Origin of the sequence: Pseudohalocynthiibacter aestuariivivens (genome assembly GCF_018457175.1) — a bacterium.
Taxonomy (GTDB): domain Bacteria; phylum Pseudomonadota; class Alphaproteobacteria; order Rhodobacterales; family Rhodobacteraceae; genus Pseudohalocynthiibacter; species Pseudohalocynthiibacter aestuariivivens.
This window is the reverse complement of sequence record NZ_JAGFNU010000001.1, coordinates 600,093-615,213: the sequence shown is the minus strand read 5'-3', so window position 1 is coordinate 615,213 and position 15,121 is coordinate 600,093. Positions and strand designations below refer to the sequence as shown.

Genomic DNA, 15,121 nt, shown 5'->3' with positions numbered 1-15,121 from the left:
GAAAAACCCGGCCAAATGGTCCGGGTTTTGATGTCGTGTTCTTTACGTTCGGCGCTAGCCGTGGATAACAATCTGATCATTGTCGGCTTCCGCGAACCGTGCAATCAGTTCTTCCATTTCACGGTCTTGTTCGCTGAGTGTTGGTTTGATCGCTGGTGCAGGTTGTTCAGGTGCCCTTGCGATCGGAACAGCCGGTGCAGGCACTGCCGTTCCCCAAAGCGCAAAAAGCCTTGAACGGTTTTGCCTTAGCGCATCTTTGTCAGGTCTGGATTGGAAAGTGTCCATTCTTTCTTGCCTCGAAAAAACGTCTGGTTGCGGCCTCAAAATCATATCGGATTTTCTTTTTAGTAGATCATTTTGTCAGCATTGAGGCAACACATACTAAATGATGTGGCGACAAAGTGCCAAAGTAAAAGTTGCTACAAGGACAGCAAGAGGCAATATTGCAGCGGATTAGACAATAAACGGTCAAACAACTGAGACGGGACCAAGGCCTTCCAATTGAAAATCAGAAGTTTCAGCGTCCTTTAGGTAACGCTAGTTATTCCTGAAGCAACGCCTCGAAATTGTCTCCGGATAGGACATAAACATCATCCCGCATCCAGATTTCACCAAAAGCATCCTTCAGAACCACCTTGGCGTATTCCGCATCACACACACCCTCGACGCTAAGCTCCACTGATGCAGCTTCTGCATCTATCATATCTTCGGCCCGCTCGGGCGCTGATACGACGAACAACACTGTTTTAGGACCATCATTGATCACGGTATTCTCCCCCACGAGCGAAAACCAAAGTACATCATTTTAGCAAATGGTTTTCGACTTAACCTTTTTATACGAAACGGTCACTCAGCGGAAAGGGAAATATATTTTAAATCGATGCCTTAATTTAATGTCGCGCTACCCTGTTCCAATTTGTAGCGCACAAAATTGTCTCTGTTCGTGTTTTGCAAAAGAAATCTGAAATCTTTGGGGAGGACAAGGCTATGAAAAAAGTACTGAAATGTTGTAACCTGAAGTTGGGATGTTAGTTTCAGGCGCGTCGCGAAACTGCTGATGAAATCTTACAGGCCGCCGCCATGCGCGCGAAAGCGGCGCTCGGGCTTGACCTAAACTCGGAACTGGCGGAACAGGTTAAATCCAACACTCAAGACGAGTATTCTGACGAAACTGCCCTAAATCACCACGCCAGCGCGCGCGAATTCATCGCGCTTTTTGTCCGAAATTTCTTTTTTCCACGCATCTTCTTCACCGGGCGCAGGTAGGAACCTTCCAAACTCTATCATCTGCTCGGCCTCAATATCCTGAACGTACACCCAGATGTCTTCTTCACTTGAACCTGAGATTTTTACAACACTATCTCTGATCTGTGCCATGAGCCCAGATTTTGCGCCTGTTGTGCGACCTGCCCGGATCAGGCCGTGAACAAAGATGTGTGACACATCATTCAGCTTGCCACCGATGAAATGCTGACCATTCGCTACATCGTGAAAAATGACCTGCGCAAAGAAACCAGGCGCGCCGGTACTTTTGTTGTGCGCCGTAGTAATGGCCATCGCCACTTCTGATTTCTGGTCTTCGGTGAGCATCAGGTTCACCGTTGTCACGTTGTAGGTGGGCATTTTTGTTCCTTTGAGATTCCGCACAATGGATAGAAAGATGTAGGCACATCCAAGGTTTCAGAATTTGTAATCTTCGATTATGAGGCGAAACAAATGTTGGCATCCTCTATGTCCATTCAAATGTCGCCCTATATGCGTGAGTTCTCCCAAATGGCGTCCCCTTTGCGGGGGGACAGTGCATTCTCCCAGATTCTTCGCTTGGCTGGTAAAGTGTCCGGTGACTGGCAAGATTTTTTGTCGTTTGCTCGTTGGGCCGGCGTCGATGATTTCGCCTCCGAGGACATGGCGCCTTTCACCAATGACCAAGGCAAGAAGGTCGACAGCCTTCAAAAACGTTTTGCTCGTGCAATCTGCCGCGAAGCGGTTGCGAAGGCGCCCGATCCTCAATGGGATAGAGGCTTGATCGATTGGGGGCGGGACTTCCTGAAACAATCCCTCCAGGACGATCCGAACGACCAATGGCTCAACTATTATCAAAGCAAGCTGCACCTGGCTGATGGTGAGGTGGACTTAGCGATCCAACGGTTAGCTCCGGTATTGAGAATGCAATTCAGGACCGCTTGGACCTGGGCTCTGCTTGGGGATATCCTCGAAGGCACTCGCCGTGAACGCGTCCTCTCAGACCGCGCCATGGAACGGATCCAAACGGACATAGATGGAACAAAAGTGTCTAACCCGAGTAGTGATTCTAGATCGGTTAGACAAAAGGGGACAAATTAGTGTTTATTTTCAATTCTTCTAAAGTTGGGTGGTGCCCGGGGGCGGATTTGAACCACCGACACGAGGATTTTCAGTCCACTGCTCTACCCCTGAGCTACCCGGGCACGGGTGAACGATTTATCGTTCGGGTTGCGACGTTCTAGTCGTGGCACAGACAGGTGTCCAGAGGGGAAGTTGCAAATATTTAGTGGCGTGGCAAGTCTTTTTCGACCAGCGCCTCAAACGCAGCCTCAATGTCTTCCGGGTCATCGGACGGGATTGCGTATGAGCCATCGAACCAGCGCCCCAGATCTATGTCAGCACAACGCTTTGAGCAAAAAGGGCGATACTTCGCCACAGTATCTTTTGCACATATCGGGCAGCTCACAGCTTCAGGTTTTCCAATTGAGGCTGGCGTTCTCTTTTTCTTTGCAATTCATAATGGCCTAGCGGTGTCCAGCCAACCAGTGAAGTCTCAATCGGATCAGACCGAAATGCGGCACGGAGCGAAGATTCAAGCTGACGTCGATCCTTCTTTGCCATCGGCGCAAAATCAACAACGATCTGCCCTCCCAAACCGCGGATACGCAGATGCTGCGGCAGCGCGCGCGCGGCAGCTATGTTGGCTTTCAGGCCCGCCGCAGGCGAAGTATCACCCCCCGTATTCACATCGACAGCGACCAGCGCGCGCGTCGGTTCGACATAGAGAGATGCGCCACCCGACAATGCACCAAACGCTTGGCAAAACGGCTCGAGCAGTTCCAGAACCCCAAGTTCTTCAAAACCGTTGTCAGACGTAACAACCTGATCAGGCGCTTCCCAGTCTCGCCAAGCCAACAGATGCGGGTCAGGACCTTCAAGCAAAAGCTCTGGCTGGGTTCCTGCTGCTGCATCCATCACGCCAGATGCCTGATCACGCATATCAGCGATATCATTCGCCACTTCTTCTTCGGGCATTCCTGCTGCGGCAGATCTTAGAATCAGACCAAAACCCTCGGTTTCGTCCATTTCGGAATGCGCTATGGCAAGCAGTCGTTCACGCTCGTCTTCATCTTTTATGGAACGAGAAATATTCAAGCCGGGCGCGTCAGGCGTCACAATCGCGTAGCGGCTTTTGAACAAGAGCTTTGGCGATACCGGAACAGCTTTGCCTTCGTCCGCATAGCCCGTCACATGTGCCAGCAAGGCTTGGCCAGGGTGTATTCCTTTCCCCTGACGTAAGAACGCCATGCCATGCGGCAGACGCAACATCATCCCACCCTGCCCTTTTAGGGGGCGGTCTGCGACGGCACGATAGATCGCACCGGGCAACGGGGCGGTGGCATCCGCTGGCTCAATCAGGAAATCATAAAGCTCTCCGTCAACAATCAGCGCAGCCGCGCGCCGTCCATTGATCTGCCCCAGAACGACAACGCGCCCCTTCATTTTGAAACACCAGTCACTGCAACGCCCGCAGATTCGAGCAAAGCAGCCGTTTCAGTTAGCGGCAAACCAACAACTGCAGTGTAGGAGCCGTTCAACCACGGTATAAAACGGGCGGCATAGCCTTGGATGCCGTATCCCCCGGCCTTGCCTTGCCACTCGCCCGTAGCGATATAGGCTTCGATATCAGCCTCTGTCAGCTGCTTCATCTTCAGAACCGTCACCGTCTCTTTTTCCACTATTTTTGAACCAATACGCAGCGCAACGGCCGTAATAACCCGATGCCGGCGCCCGGACATCAGACGTAGAAAACAGCGCGCCTCGTCTGCATCTTCGGGTTTACCCAGAATTCGACGGCCCACAGCAACGACAGTATCAGCAGCAAGCACAACTTCGTTATGTGCTGCCTGCACGGCGAGCGCTTTCTCGCGAGCTAGCCGCACACAATAGGGTCGCGGTAATTCACCTTTGGATGGGGTTTCATCGATGTCAGCGGGCCGAATCTCATTCGCCACAACACCGATTTGCGCCAAAAGTTCTCTTCGGCGCGGGCTCGCCGAGCCCAGAATCAGCTTCACGGCTTTACTTGAAGCGGTAATTGATGCGGCCCTTCGTCAGGTCGTACGGCGTCATTGCCACCTGAACTTTGTCGCCAGCCAGAACACGAATGCGGTTTTTCCGCATTTTTCCTGCCATATGAGCGAATATTTCATGGCCGTTTTCCAGCTCGACCCGAAATGTCGCGTTTGGCAGGAGTTCTTTTACGACACCGGGAAATTCGAGCTCTTCTTCCTTGGCCATGGTCACTCCTTCTCTAAAAACCCGTCATATTGCGGGCGAAAAGTAAATGCGCCTTTATTGGCGGTTTTTCAAGAGGTTTTCGGCATAAGAGACGCGATTTTGACATTGCCAAGCCGCGCGGCCTGTTCTTCCCAGTGCTTCACATTCAGAACACGCCCATCCTTTCGAACAACACGCACTGCCTCGAGCGAAACATCAGCATAAACCCAGCCGGGAATATTCAACGCACCTTCGGCAATAACGCCGTTATCGGGAAATCCCATGTCGGGAGGACCGTAAATTGCGGCAGCTCCGGTATTCATTTCAACGACCGGGTTCCAAGTACTTGCTCCGACCAAAGGAGAGTGTACGACAATGCACTGGCTTTCAAGCGCCCGGGCCATCGCCCCAATGCGGACCCGCCAGTACCCCGACAGCGCCTCGGTACATGATGGGGCGAGTAAGATTTCAACGTCGTTTTCGATCAAGACCCGCGCAAGTTCCGGAAACTCGCAATCATAGCAAATCAGCACGCCGATACGACCTATTGCAGTTTCAAACACTGTTAACGGCCCACCGGATGAAACACGCATCGGGTCCCGTTCAAAACGGGTCATGATCTGCTTGTCCTGATAGCTTTTTTGACCGTCCGGTGAATAGAAAGCAGCGCGGTTCACAATACCAGACTCCGTAACAACCGGTCCGCTACCTCCAAGAATATGCGCCCCGTATTTGACAGCTAACAGGCTGTGAAGCGCGTGCACCTTAGACATCAAATCACTTACAGCGATCAGGCTTTGCGCGAGATCACCTGCTTGCTCGGCGCCTGCAAGAGATGCGAGTTCCATTGCGCCATATTCAGGGAAGACCAACAGATCAGCACCCGCATCCGCGGCTTTGCCGACCCAGTTAGCTAACTTTTTTTCATAGGACGACCAGTCGTCGTGCCAATCAATCGGGTAAGCTGCAGTCGCGATTTTCATCAGCATTCCTGTCTTTGAAATCATGTGTCAGTTCTTGGCGGCCCAAAATGCGCGATGAGCTGGTCACTAATCTGATCACGCGCCTGTCTGTAGGCTACGAGCTTTGCCTCGCGCGTTTCACCAAGCCCGGTTGGGTCAAGTATAGGCCAATATTCTACATCAAGGTGATAATAACGCGTAAGTTCCAATGCGCGACGTTGACTCGCGGGGGACAAGGCGACGACGAGATCAAACCCCGAAAGGTCATCACCCCATTCTTCCATTTCATCGAAAGATCGTGATCGGTGCCGCGAAAGTTCAACATCCATTTCTTTGCAAACCGCGATTGAAAACCCATCAATATCCAAATCGCTTTTCACACCCGCTGACTGCACATAAGTCGATTGACCATAGTATTTTTTCATCAAACCTTCGGCCATTGGAGAGCGTACAGCGTTATAATCGCAGCAGAAAAGGATAGACTGTGGAAGGTCAACAACCAAACCCCTACCCTCCGAAATGCAATACGCAAATAAGCGTGAACAAACGGCGGGCTGTATCGATATCAACGTCAGCTTTGCCTTCCAGACGCTCCTGCAAAACGCGGCCTCCTTCGTTGTGAATCCCCCTTCGCCCCATATCGATAGCTTCTATCTGGCTAGGAGGTAGTTTTTTCACCGCTTCGAAATAGCTTTCGCAGATTTGAAAATAGTCTTTGACAACCTGGCGGAACGGCCCAAGTGAAAGATGGAATTCTCCGGCTTTCTCACCACTTTCGGTCGTCACATCAAACACAAGCCTTCGGTCTCGGATAGCCAATGATAACCGAAAGGGACCCTCCGGGACCTTCCGGTCAGCCCGTTCAGGTAACACGAAGCTGTTGTCCTCCAGAAGATCAAAGATTGCAACTTTGCGTTCCTGTTCAATCTCAGGGGTTGGGGCGGCAAGCCCACGGTCGTCTATTTCGATATGGCAAATTGAATTGGTCATCACAGTTCTTTGTTTATGCGGTCAAGCCGTGCACGCACAGACAATCCGTGCGCCTCCAGGCCTTCTGATTTCGCCAGCGTTTCGGCGGCTGGCCCAATCGCTGCAAGCGCTTCAGGTGTCATTTTCGACAAGGTGGTCCGTTTCAGAAAATCCATTACCGAAAGACCCGAACTAAATCGGGCGGATCGCGCAGTCGGAAGAACGTGATTTGGACCGCCGACATAGTCGCCAATCGCTTCAGGCGTCCACTGTCCCAGAAAGATCGCACCGGCATGGTTGATCTTTTCACACAAAGCATCCGGGTCATTCACGCAAAGCTCCAGATGCTCGGGCGCTATACGATCTGAAAGCGTGGCGGCCTCATCCAGATTTCTGACCGTGATGACAGCACCAAAGTCGCGCCAGCTTGGTGCGGCGATTGCGCGGCGTTCCAACGTTTGCAAACGTGCTTCGACAGCCTTCGCAACCGCACGGCCAAATTCGGCATCGTCAGTTATCAAGATAGATTGGGCGCTCTCGTCGTGTTCTGCCTGACTCAGCAGATCGACGGCTATCCAGTCCGGATCATTGTCTTTGTCAGCTATAACCAAAATCTCAGACGGTCCCGCAATCATATCGATCCCGACCTTGCCGAACACACGGCGCTTGGCTGCCGCAACAAAGGCATTGCCCGGGCCGGTAATTTTATCGACAGGTTCGATTGACTCCGTCCCATAGGCAAGTGCCGCTATCGCCTGCGCCCCACCTATACGGTAAACCCGATCAACACCTGAAATGCGCGCGGCAAGCAAGACAAGCGGATTTGCAATACCGTCGGGTGTTGGAACACAAATCGCCAAACGTTCGACGCCCGCGACTTTTGCAGGAATTGCATTCATCAGAACCGATGACGGATAAGACGCGAGCCCGCCCGGCACGTATAAACCTGCTGCCGATACCGGGCCCCAACGCCAGCCAAGCATAGCACCTGCTTCATCGACCCAAGACTCATCTTTTGGCATTTGCCGCTTGTGATAGTCACGAATTCTGGCTGCTGCCAGCTCAAGCGCCGCGTGGTCTTCGGCACCCACCTTGCCGCACTCTGCCTCAATTTCTTCTGCCGAGAATGCAAGTGTCTCTGGCGTAAGTTCAAGACGGTCAAATTTCGCGGTCAGCTCTATAACCGCTAAATCACCACGCACACGTACATCAGCGATAATTCCGGCCACGGCCTCATCCACATCCGGCGCATCCTCGCGCTTGGTTGTCAGAAAGGCGGCGAACGCGGCCTCAAACCCCGGCTCTTGGATGTTCAGGAACTGTGGCACAAATTACTCCGGATGATTTGGCGCAGATTTTGACGGGGCGACATAAGGGCGAGTCACGTCTTTCAGCGTAACATTCAGAGTTTCAACGTCGAGCGCAATCGCACCATCACCCGCAAGGATAAGGGTTAAACGGCCTGTTCCGTCTTCACCAGCCTCGAAATCGATTGATAGCAAGGAAAGAATAGTATCCGCATCCCCACGCTCTACGCCTTGCGATAAGACTTTCAAAACATCGTCGACAACAAGAACTGACTGAACGCGTTCGTAGTCCCGCCCGCGCAGTTCGGCAGCCCCTCTATCCTCCCATCGGAATCGATTGAGCAAAATCGCAAAACGACGCTGGCGCGTTTGCCACGACATTTCACTGGCAGGAAAAACGGCGTCCTGCGTCAAAGACGCAATAACAGAAAGATCATCGGCATCTTCTGCAATCAGGCGCAGCGGTTCTTCACCACCTTCTTCAAAGGTTGCGTCTTTGACCATCAGCTTTTCACCCGCTCGATTGTGGCGCCACAGGCCCCAAGCTTATCTTCAACCCGCTCATACCCTCGATCCAGATGGTAAACCCGGCTTACAACTGTCTCGCCTTCTGCCGCCAATGCCGCAAGTATCAGAGATACAGATGCCCGCAAGTCCGTTGCCATAACCGGTGCGCCCTTTAGTTTTTCGACACCTGTGACGGTTGCGGTTCCACCATGCACTTCTATATCGGCCCCCATGCGAACAAGCTCTGGCGCATGCATAAAGCGGTTTTCAAAAATCTTTTCTTCGAGAACACTTACCCCGTCGGCCGTGCACAATAACGCCATCATCTGCGCCTGCAGATCAGTCGGAAAACCCGGGAACGGCTCTGTCACAACGTCAACCGCGCTTACGCGGCCATTCTTACGCGCAACGAGCAGCCCTTTGTCGGTTTCAGACACGGAAACACCGGCGGCTTCCAGCTTTTCAACAAATGCACCAACCAAATCCAGTCGCCCACCTAACAGTTCCACTTCGCCGCCCGTGAAGGCGGGTGCCAGCATGTATGTGCCAAGTTCAATTCGATCCGTGACAACCGGGTGCGTTGCGCCATTCAGCCGGTCGACACCCTGAATTGTTATTGTCTCTGTCCCTTCGCCATCAATCTGTGCACCCATCTTTTGCAGGCAATGCGCCAGATCGACAATCTCTGGTTCGCGCGCCGCATTTTTAATAACAGTCGTACCCTTGGCAAGCGTAGCAGCCATCAACGCGTTTTCCGTTGCACCGACAGAGACAAATGGAAAATCAACGATACCGCCTTTCAGACCGCCAAGGGCTTTCGCATGAACATATCCGTCTTTCAGTTCTAGTTCAGCGCCCAGCGCTTCCAGCGCTTTCAAATGTAAATCCACCGGACGCGCGCCAATCGCACACCCACCAGGCAAGGAAACAATGGCATGTCCATCTCGTGCCAGCATCGGACCAAGAACGAGTATTGAAGCCCGCATCTTTCGTACGATGTCATAGTCGGCAGTGTGATTATTAATATCGTGCGACGACATCGCCAATACCTGCCCACCCTGCATTGAAGTCACTTCAGCACCCAAAGACTGCAGCAATTCAGTCATTGTCTTAATATCTGACAGGCGTGGTGCATTTGTCAGGGTTAACGGTTCGTCTGAAAGTAACGTCGCAGGCATAAGAGTGAGACACGCATTTTTAGCCCCCGCAATTGGGATCTGGCCATGCAGCTCCCCGCCACCTTTTATTACTATTGAATCCATTGCCGCTGCCTCGTCCTATTTTTTAACTACTGCTTTGCGTGCACGTGCTTGTGACTTACGCTTCGCCATATTCGCTTTCAAAGCCAACTTCAGCCGATCCTTTCGGCTATCTACAGAGTTGGTCAGTTTTTCTTTATCGGTATTTTTGTTCATAAAGCACTCTCTAACCCAGAGGGCAATAAGGGTCCAGATTAGGCTTGCGTCATTGCCAGAATAGGTCTAATCACCCGGCCACATGATCAAAGGCGCCGCCCGCGCCATGGCCGCAGTAGCTCAGTGGTAGAGCGCGTCATTGGTAATGACGAGGTCGGGAGTTCAATTCTCCCCTGCGGCACCATTACTTTTTCAGCAATATGAATAGCTTGTTGGTTGATAGTTGGTTTTTCAGGTTAGCATGCAAAGCCCGCACGCACGAATTTTCGCCGCAGTGCACGTTGAACCAGCTCGTCAATAACAATGGCCATTGCTTCGCAGTACCCATCGCGCAAACGCAAAGACAGCATTCTACCACTGAGCTACCGCGGCACGAAACACATTTGTCGAACAAATAATTTTCTCCGAGAAATTTCAAGTGTCGGAATCTCATGACCGAATTGGACTACTTTAAGTTAACGCTGGTGTCGGGACACAGACACCATTCGTTTGGGATGATAAGTTTGAATCTGAAAAGGCTGCACTTATGGCGAAACCCGATTGAAAACACCGGATGCCTTCTTTGAACCCAAACCTACCACGAACAAGATCGCAGTATTTAGCAAACGCAGCCAACGACAGAGGTCAGGGACGGCCCTATTAAAGACATCCGTCAAGATAACGGCGAACGAATGAAACGAACTTTCAGCCCTAGCTTGACGTGCCGCTCCGCTCACTCGATTTCTGTCGGTCCTTTTGCTTTTGCGCATCACACGAACACATCCGCCACTACCTTCAGCAGCCTGATTCTTCCATGTCTTTACTTATATCGGACACATCTAAGCTCCCTTTCCCAATTTCCGGAATCGCTTAAAATGTAACTTCTATTAGTCGTTTTTATCGTTTTTTCAGTCGTATTTTCTTGATTGATCCTATCAAATTGATTGATGTTGACGTTAGGTAAACGGACAAATGTCAATTCAGGTCGGCGAAAAGAACGGCAAAGAGACAAAGCTCCGGCAAGGAGGATGATGAATGAACCTTTATCGAAACAGTTTTTCGGGGGGACGCAAAGCCGTGTTGGCGGCGCTCTTTCTGACAGTGCCATTAAGCAATGCATGGGCGCAGGAAGCGCCAGATTCCGATGCCACAGTCGCTGTCGCAGCACCGGAAATTACATTCACCTCCTGGACGGGCCCGTATATGCGCAGCCAGATGCTGGGTTTTGTTCGCCCCTATGAAGAGGCGAGCGGAAGCCGGGTTAATGTTGAACATTATAATGGTGGCATTGCTGAAATCCGTGATCAGGTCGAAAGTGCCAATGTCATCTGGGATGTCGTCGATTTGACTCAGGCAGATTCCCTACGCGCCTGCAATGAAGGTTTGCTAGAGAACCTTTCAGGTATCGATCTTCCCGCAGGCGCAGACGGCACACCGGCAAGTGATGATTTTCTAGAAGGTGCTTTGAATGATTGCGGAGTAGGCGTCATTGTCTGGGCGACTGCATTTGCGCACAGCAAAACAGCATTCCCTGAAAACCCACCGACAAGTATTGCCGATTTCTTCGACACTGACACCTATCCCGGCGCGCGGGCGATCCGCAACGACCCAACCGTAATCATGGAATGGGCGCTTATGGCAGACGGCGTGGCCCGTGAAGATGTGTATTCAACTTTGGAGACTGAAGACGGGGTTTCACGTGCACTCAAAAAAATGGATGCGATTAAGTCTGGGCTGGAAATCTGGGTAAGCGGTCGTGAACCTGTCCGTCTATTGAATTCTGGCGAAGTGGCGATGTCATCGATCTGGGCCACAACTGGTGCAGTCGCATCTCAGGAGGAAAATGCTGATTTTGCGATCAACTGGGATGGTCGTGTAATCGAGTTGGATCTGTTCGGTATCCCCAAGGGCAGTCGCTACAAAGAAGAGGCCATCGAATTCATTCGCTACGCCAGCAGTTCCGAATCTTTGGCCAATATGGTCTCGCACCTTCCCAACGGTCCAACACGTACATCTTCTCTGGCGCTTTTGTCCGACGAGATTCTGGGCCAAATACCAAACGGCCCCGCCTACGAGGACAATGTACACATAATGTCTGATGCTGAGTGGTGGGCGCGCAACCACGCGCGTCTTGAAGAAGCGTTTCGGGCATGGCTCTCGACGTCTGCACGCCAAGGTGCAGCGGGTTCAACCCGCTAAGCCGGGACAACAGGACAAAGAGGATTTGAAATGAGTATCGAAAAAACAATTCGACCTGACAATCTGGTTGCAAAGTCCGGGCTGTTCAAGGGAATGAACCCAATAATGGGCATCGCCTCGATGGTGATGATCCTTGGCTTTGTGATCTTCACGATCCGCGATGTCGAAGCCTCCAGCGCAATATTCGCCACGGGCAAGGATTTCATTATCAACAGCCTGGACTGGTTCTATGTGGTGGTGGTCAATGTCGCCCTGTTCTTTGTGTTCTGGCTGATGATCAGCCGCTTCGGTGACGTAAAACTGGGCAAAGACGATGACGAGCCAGATTTCTCGACATTCTCCTGGATTTGCATGCTCTTCAGTGCGGGCCTCGGCTCAGGACTGATCTACTGGGGCGTCGCGGAACCGATGTTCCACATCCAGGGCAGCCCCTTTTTGACACGTGCTGGCATTGAACCCGGTACAGTCGATGCAGCCGTTTCTGCGGTGACTATCACCAATTTTCATTGGGGGTTTCATGGCTGGGCGCTTTACGTGCTTGTCGGGCTCAGCTTAGCATATTTCTCGTACCGACACGATCTGCCGCTAACCCTGCGCACGGCGCTCTATCCTGTACTAAAGGAACGGATCTATGGTCCCTGGGGGCATCTTGTAGACCTGATTGGCGTTTTTGGCACGATTTTTGGTTTAGCCACTTCGTTAGGCCTGGGCGTTACGCCGATTGCCGCCGGTCTGGAAAATCTTGGCTGGATGTCTAACACTCAGACGAACCAATTGATCCTGGTAGCCATCATCACCTGTCTTGGAACGGCATCTGCCGCTTCTGGTGTTGGCAAAGGCGTGCGTATCCTCTCTGAGGCTAACGTCATGGCCAGTATCGGCCTGCTGATATTGTTCATAATTCTAGGTCCAACCGCCTTTTTGTTGGGCGTTACTATTACCGGCTTTGGCGAATACCTGTGGAACGTCATTCCGATGGGTTTCTGGATCAATGGCGATCCAGAAAACCTATGGCAAAGCTGGTGGACTATCTTCTATTGGGGCTGGTGGATTGCGTGGTGCCCCTTTGTAGGGCTGTTCATTGCCCGCGTATCCAAAGGCCGGACAATTCGACAGTTTTGCTATTGCGTTTTGCTGATCCCAACCTCAGTCGTAATGCTGTGGATGGGTGTATTCGGAGGCGCCGCAGCGGGTGTTGATCTGTTTTACGATGCTGGCGTCGTGGATGCGGTCAACAATGACTACGCCTCGGGTGTGTTCCAGACCGTAGCCGGTTTTGGATATGCATGGTTGGTCTACCCGATCACTGTTCTGATCACGATCTTGCTGATCTCGTGGTTTGTCACCTCGTCTGACTCGGGCACGCTTGTGATGTGCACGATGCTGTCGATGGGCGATGAGCACCCACCTGTGAAATTCCGGGTTTTCTGGGGCATTACATCAGGTGTCGTTGCCGGGGTTCTGATGCTGGCAGGGGGGCTAAGTGCGCTTCAGACAGCGTCGATCGTTGCTGGATTACCGATTGCTGTGATCTTGTTGTTTATGATCTACGGCATTGTCAAAGCCCTGCACGACGAGCACCCGGTGCCGGATGTTGAGGACAAATACGATCTGGAGTTCCTGAACCGATAAACATTGCAGGTGATCTTTGAAACGATAAGAGGGGCAGGTTAACCTGCCCCTCTCTCTTTTGACCATTCTCGATTTAGTCTGTTTTTTGCTGCGTCCCTAAGTTCTTAAAAACTAACATGACCTCTTTGGAACATCTCAGGGACCACAGCGAAAGTCGTCAGCGTACGATCAGGCAGCTACAGGGCGCAGCGTGATTCACCTTGTAAGACACACTACCTGAGAGAAGGCTTTCAGCCCCACCGAGACCGCGACTGCCCATGGCAATCAAATCCGCCTTCTCGCGCTTGGCAACTTGTACGATCTTGCGGGCCGGATCGCCGTCTATCAACACCACATTCAGAGATTTAACGCCTTTTTCCACGGCAGTTCTTTGTCCGCGCGCGAGAATCTGTTCACCTATTTCATTGAGCACCTCTTTTGAAATAACCGGCGGAATGACGGCGGCGCTCACATGTTCGGCGATCGGATGTTTCGCGGGGTCAAGTTCGTTACGGGCGCTCTCACTGAGCTGTGCCATGTCGATAGAGTCACGAAGATTCTCCAGTGACGGCCCACGGGACATGACATAAACAAGCGATAGCTTTACTCCTAGCTTGGCAGCAATGTCGCTGGCAAGTTCAACCGCCTTATCCGCGTGATCCGAGCCATCTGTCGGCACCAGAATGCTTTTGATTCCATCGTATTCCGACTTCCCATCTGTATGGTGAACCGTAACACAGGAACAGGGAGCGAGATGGAAGACGTTGTGCGAGACGCTCCCCAGAACAAGCCCTTTGAGTCTACCGAAACCACGACTGCCCATGATGATGAGGTCCGCAGACATGTTCTCTGCATGGTGGAGGATCCGCTTGCTTGCTTCGCCTAGGTCGATGACAGTCTCGACGTTTTTGACACCTTTACGCTTGGCGAGATCCTGCGCCTTCCGCAAGAGTGTATTTCCGATGTGTTCCAGAACTTTTGAGCGGCGTACCGGACCCGCGGCGGGCCCAGTTTCTGCCGCCATGAGCTCGCGTGCTGCCGCATCGTAGAGATCTTCCGGAATGTTGTCGTCATGAGTAACGACATGCAGCAAAACTAACCGAGCGTCGTATTTCACCGCGAGTTCTGTACTAAGGTCCAATGCCATCTGCGCATGCACAGAACCATCAATAGGGGTTATAATAGTGCGGATCATAGGGTTCTCCATTCCTAGAGCGTAGCTTCACCAGCATTTGCATCAGCCACCGTACGTTGGCCAAATCGCGAATGGCGCGAGTCCAACATTAACAACTGCGCACCCGCGCACAGCAGTTTCGATGCGCGCTACTCCAATCACATTGTTTATAGATAAAGGTGACTGCCAGGGCATTGATGTGCATCAATCAGGAACCGGATTGGTACTGTCCGAGGTTGCGTTCGAAAAACATTCAGATGCCTGAACCCACAACCGCTCACCACTTGTCAACCACCTAACGCTCTTCTTTGAGTCTTACATCAGTTAACCCACCCATGCCCATATCTCTGCGCTGACCACTAATTGAAACGCGAAGGAACTATTCTGCTCCACCGTCTTCACGTTTATGCAACAAGAGGCCACCACCTTTGGAATTTTTTCCCGAAATGCGTTTTCAATCTTACCAAAGGAAAA

General features: G+C 51.9%; 18 protein-coding genes and 2 tRNA genes. 4 read left to right on the top strand and 16 right to left on the bottom strand.

The window, feature by feature from the left end; all coding sequences use genetic code 11:
* Positions 1-54: 54 nt before the first annotated feature.
* The 3 genes from J4E70_RS03085 to J4E70_RS03075 all read right to left on the bottom strand — a co-directional run bounded on the left by J4E70_RS03085 (position 55) and on the right by J4E70_RS03075 (position 1,623).
* Positions 55-285, bottom strand: a complete 231-nt coding sequence (locus J4E70_RS03085; RefSeq protein ID WP_213887582.1) for a hypothetical protein — start codon at positions 283-285, stop codon at positions 55-57.
* A 256-nt stretch (positions 286-541) separates the two neighbouring features.
* On the bottom strand, positions 542-766 hold the full coding sequence (locus tag J4E70_RS03080; RefSeq protein ID WP_213887581.1) for a hypothetical protein: 225 nt from the start codon (positions 764-766) through the stop codon (positions 542-544).
* A gap of 410 nt (positions 767-1,176) precedes the next feature.
* Entirely contained in the window at positions 1,177-1,623 is a 447-nt protein-coding gene (locus tag J4E70_RS03075) for a tautomerase family protein (RefSeq protein WP_213887580.1), read from the bottom strand.
* A 108-nt stretch (positions 1,624-1,731) separates the two neighbouring features.
* On the opposite strand from J4E70_RS03075, the gene J4E70_RS03070 reads away from it, so the two are divergent.
* The gene (locus J4E70_RS03070) at positions 1,732-2,343 is read left to right on the top strand and encodes a DUF7017 domain-containing protein (protein WP_213887579.1); all 612 of its coding nucleotides are present in this window, start codon (positions 1,732-1,734) and stop codon (positions 2,341-2,343) included.
* A gap of 29 nt (positions 2,344-2,372) precedes the next feature.
* Here J4E70_RS03070 and J4E70_RS03065 read toward each other — a convergent pair.
* From J4E70_RS03065 to J4E70_RS03010, 12 genes are all read right to left on the bottom strand, one after another.
* Positions 2,373-2,447, bottom strand: a tRNA-Phe gene (locus J4E70_RS03065).
* An 80-nt stretch (positions 2,448-2,527) separates the two neighbouring features.
* The gene (locus tag J4E70_RS03060) at positions 2,528-2,710 is read right to left on the bottom strand and encodes a DNA gyrase inhibitor YacG (protein WP_213887578.1); all 183 of its coding nucleotides are present in this window, start codon (positions 2,708-2,710) and stop codon (positions 2,528-2,530) included.
* Positions 2,707-3,747 carry a ribonuclease E/G gene (locus tag J4E70_RS03055; RefSeq protein WP_213887577.1) on the bottom strand — a complete coding sequence of 347 codons (1,041 nt, stop codon included), beginning with the start codon at positions 3,745-3,747 and terminating at the stop codon, positions 2,707-2,709. Before J4E70_RS03055 ends, J4E70_RS03060 begins: the two co-directional genes overlap by 4 nt.
* Positions 3,744-4,322: a Maf family protein gene (locus J4E70_RS03050; RefSeq protein ID WP_213887576.1), complete on the bottom strand. Its 579-nt coding sequence runs from the start codon at positions 4,320-4,322 to the stop codon at positions 3,744-3,746. The genes J4E70_RS03055 and J4E70_RS03050 overlap by 4 nt, the downstream gene beginning before the upstream one ends.
* 4 nt (positions 4,323-4,326) lie before the next feature.
* Positions 4,327-4,545 carry a translation initiation factor IF-1 gene (gene infA / locus J4E70_RS03045; RefSeq protein ID WP_213887575.1) on the bottom strand — a complete coding sequence of 73 codons (219 nt, stop codon included), beginning with the start codon at positions 4,543-4,545 and terminating at the stop codon, positions 4,327-4,329.
* A gap of 68 nt (positions 4,546-4,613) precedes the next feature.
* The gene (locus J4E70_RS03040; protein WP_213887774.1) at positions 4,614-5,507 is read right to left on the bottom strand and encodes a carbon-nitrogen hydrolase family protein; all 894 of its coding nucleotides are present in this window, start codon (positions 5,505-5,507) and stop codon (positions 4,614-4,616) included.
* Between the two features lie 20 nt (positions 5,508-5,527).
* Positions 5,528-5,989 (bottom strand): arsenate-mycothiol transferase ArsC, encoded by a 462-nt coding sequence (locus tag J4E70_RS03035; RefSeq protein ID WP_213887574.1) that lies wholly within the window; start codon positions 5,987-5,989, stop codon positions 5,528-5,530.
* Positions 5,990-5,993: 4 nt separating this feature from the next.
* Positions 5,994-6,476 (bottom strand): UPF0262 family protein, encoded by a 483-nt coding sequence (locus tag J4E70_RS03030; protein ID WP_213887573.1) that lies wholly within the window; start codon positions 6,474-6,476, stop codon positions 5,994-5,996.
* On the bottom strand, positions 6,476-7,783 hold the full coding sequence (gene hisD / locus J4E70_RS03025) for a histidinol dehydrogenase (RefSeq protein ID WP_213887572.1): 1,308 nt from the start codon (positions 7,781-7,783) through the stop codon (positions 6,476-6,478). The genes J4E70_RS03030 and hisD overlap by 1 nt, the downstream gene beginning before the upstream one ends.
* Positions 7,784-7,786: 3 nt before the next feature.
* Positions 7,787-8,266, bottom strand: coding sequence for a DUF2948 family protein (locus J4E70_RS03020; protein WP_213887571.1), 480 nt, complete (start codon positions 8,264-8,266; stop codon positions 7,787-7,789).
* Positions 8,266-9,531, bottom strand: coding sequence for a UDP-N-acetylglucosamine 1-carboxyvinyltransferase (murA, locus tag J4E70_RS03015; protein WP_213887570.1), 1,266 nt, complete (start codon positions 9,529-9,531; stop codon positions 8,266-8,268). The genes J4E70_RS03020 and murA overlap by 1 nt, the downstream gene beginning before the upstream one ends.
* Positions 9,532-9,546: 15 nt before the next feature.
* Entirely contained in the window at positions 9,547-9,684 is a 138-nt protein-coding gene (locus J4E70_RS03010; protein WP_213887569.1) for a hypothetical protein, read from the bottom strand.
* A gap of 109 nt (positions 9,685-9,793) precedes the next feature.
* Between J4E70_RS03010 and J4E70_RS03005 the strand changes: the two genes are divergently transcribed.
* From J4E70_RS03005 to J4E70_RS02995, 3 genes are all read left to right on the top strand, one after another.
* Positions 9,794-9,868, top strand: a tRNA-Thr gene (locus tag J4E70_RS03005).
* Between the two features lie 830 nt (positions 9,869-10,698).
* Positions 10,699-11,862 (top strand): extracellular solute-binding protein, encoded by a 1,164-nt coding sequence (locus J4E70_RS03000; RefSeq protein ID WP_213887568.1) that lies wholly within the window; start codon positions 10,699-10,701, stop codon positions 11,860-11,862.
* 30 nt (positions 11,863-11,892) lie between these two features.
* A complete protein-coding gene (locus tag J4E70_RS02995; protein WP_246531572.1) occupies positions 11,893-13,494 on the top strand; it encodes a BCCT family transporter in 1,602 nt (533 codons plus the stop codon).
* A 157-nt stretch (positions 13,495-13,651) separates the two neighbouring features.
* Here J4E70_RS02995 and J4E70_RS02990 read toward each other — a convergent pair whose 3' ends face one another.
* Positions 13,652-14,668, bottom strand: coding sequence for a universal stress protein (locus J4E70_RS02990; RefSeq protein WP_213887567.1), 1,017 nt, complete (start codon positions 14,666-14,668; stop codon positions 13,652-13,654).
* Positions 14,669-15,121 lie beyond the last annotated feature (453 nt).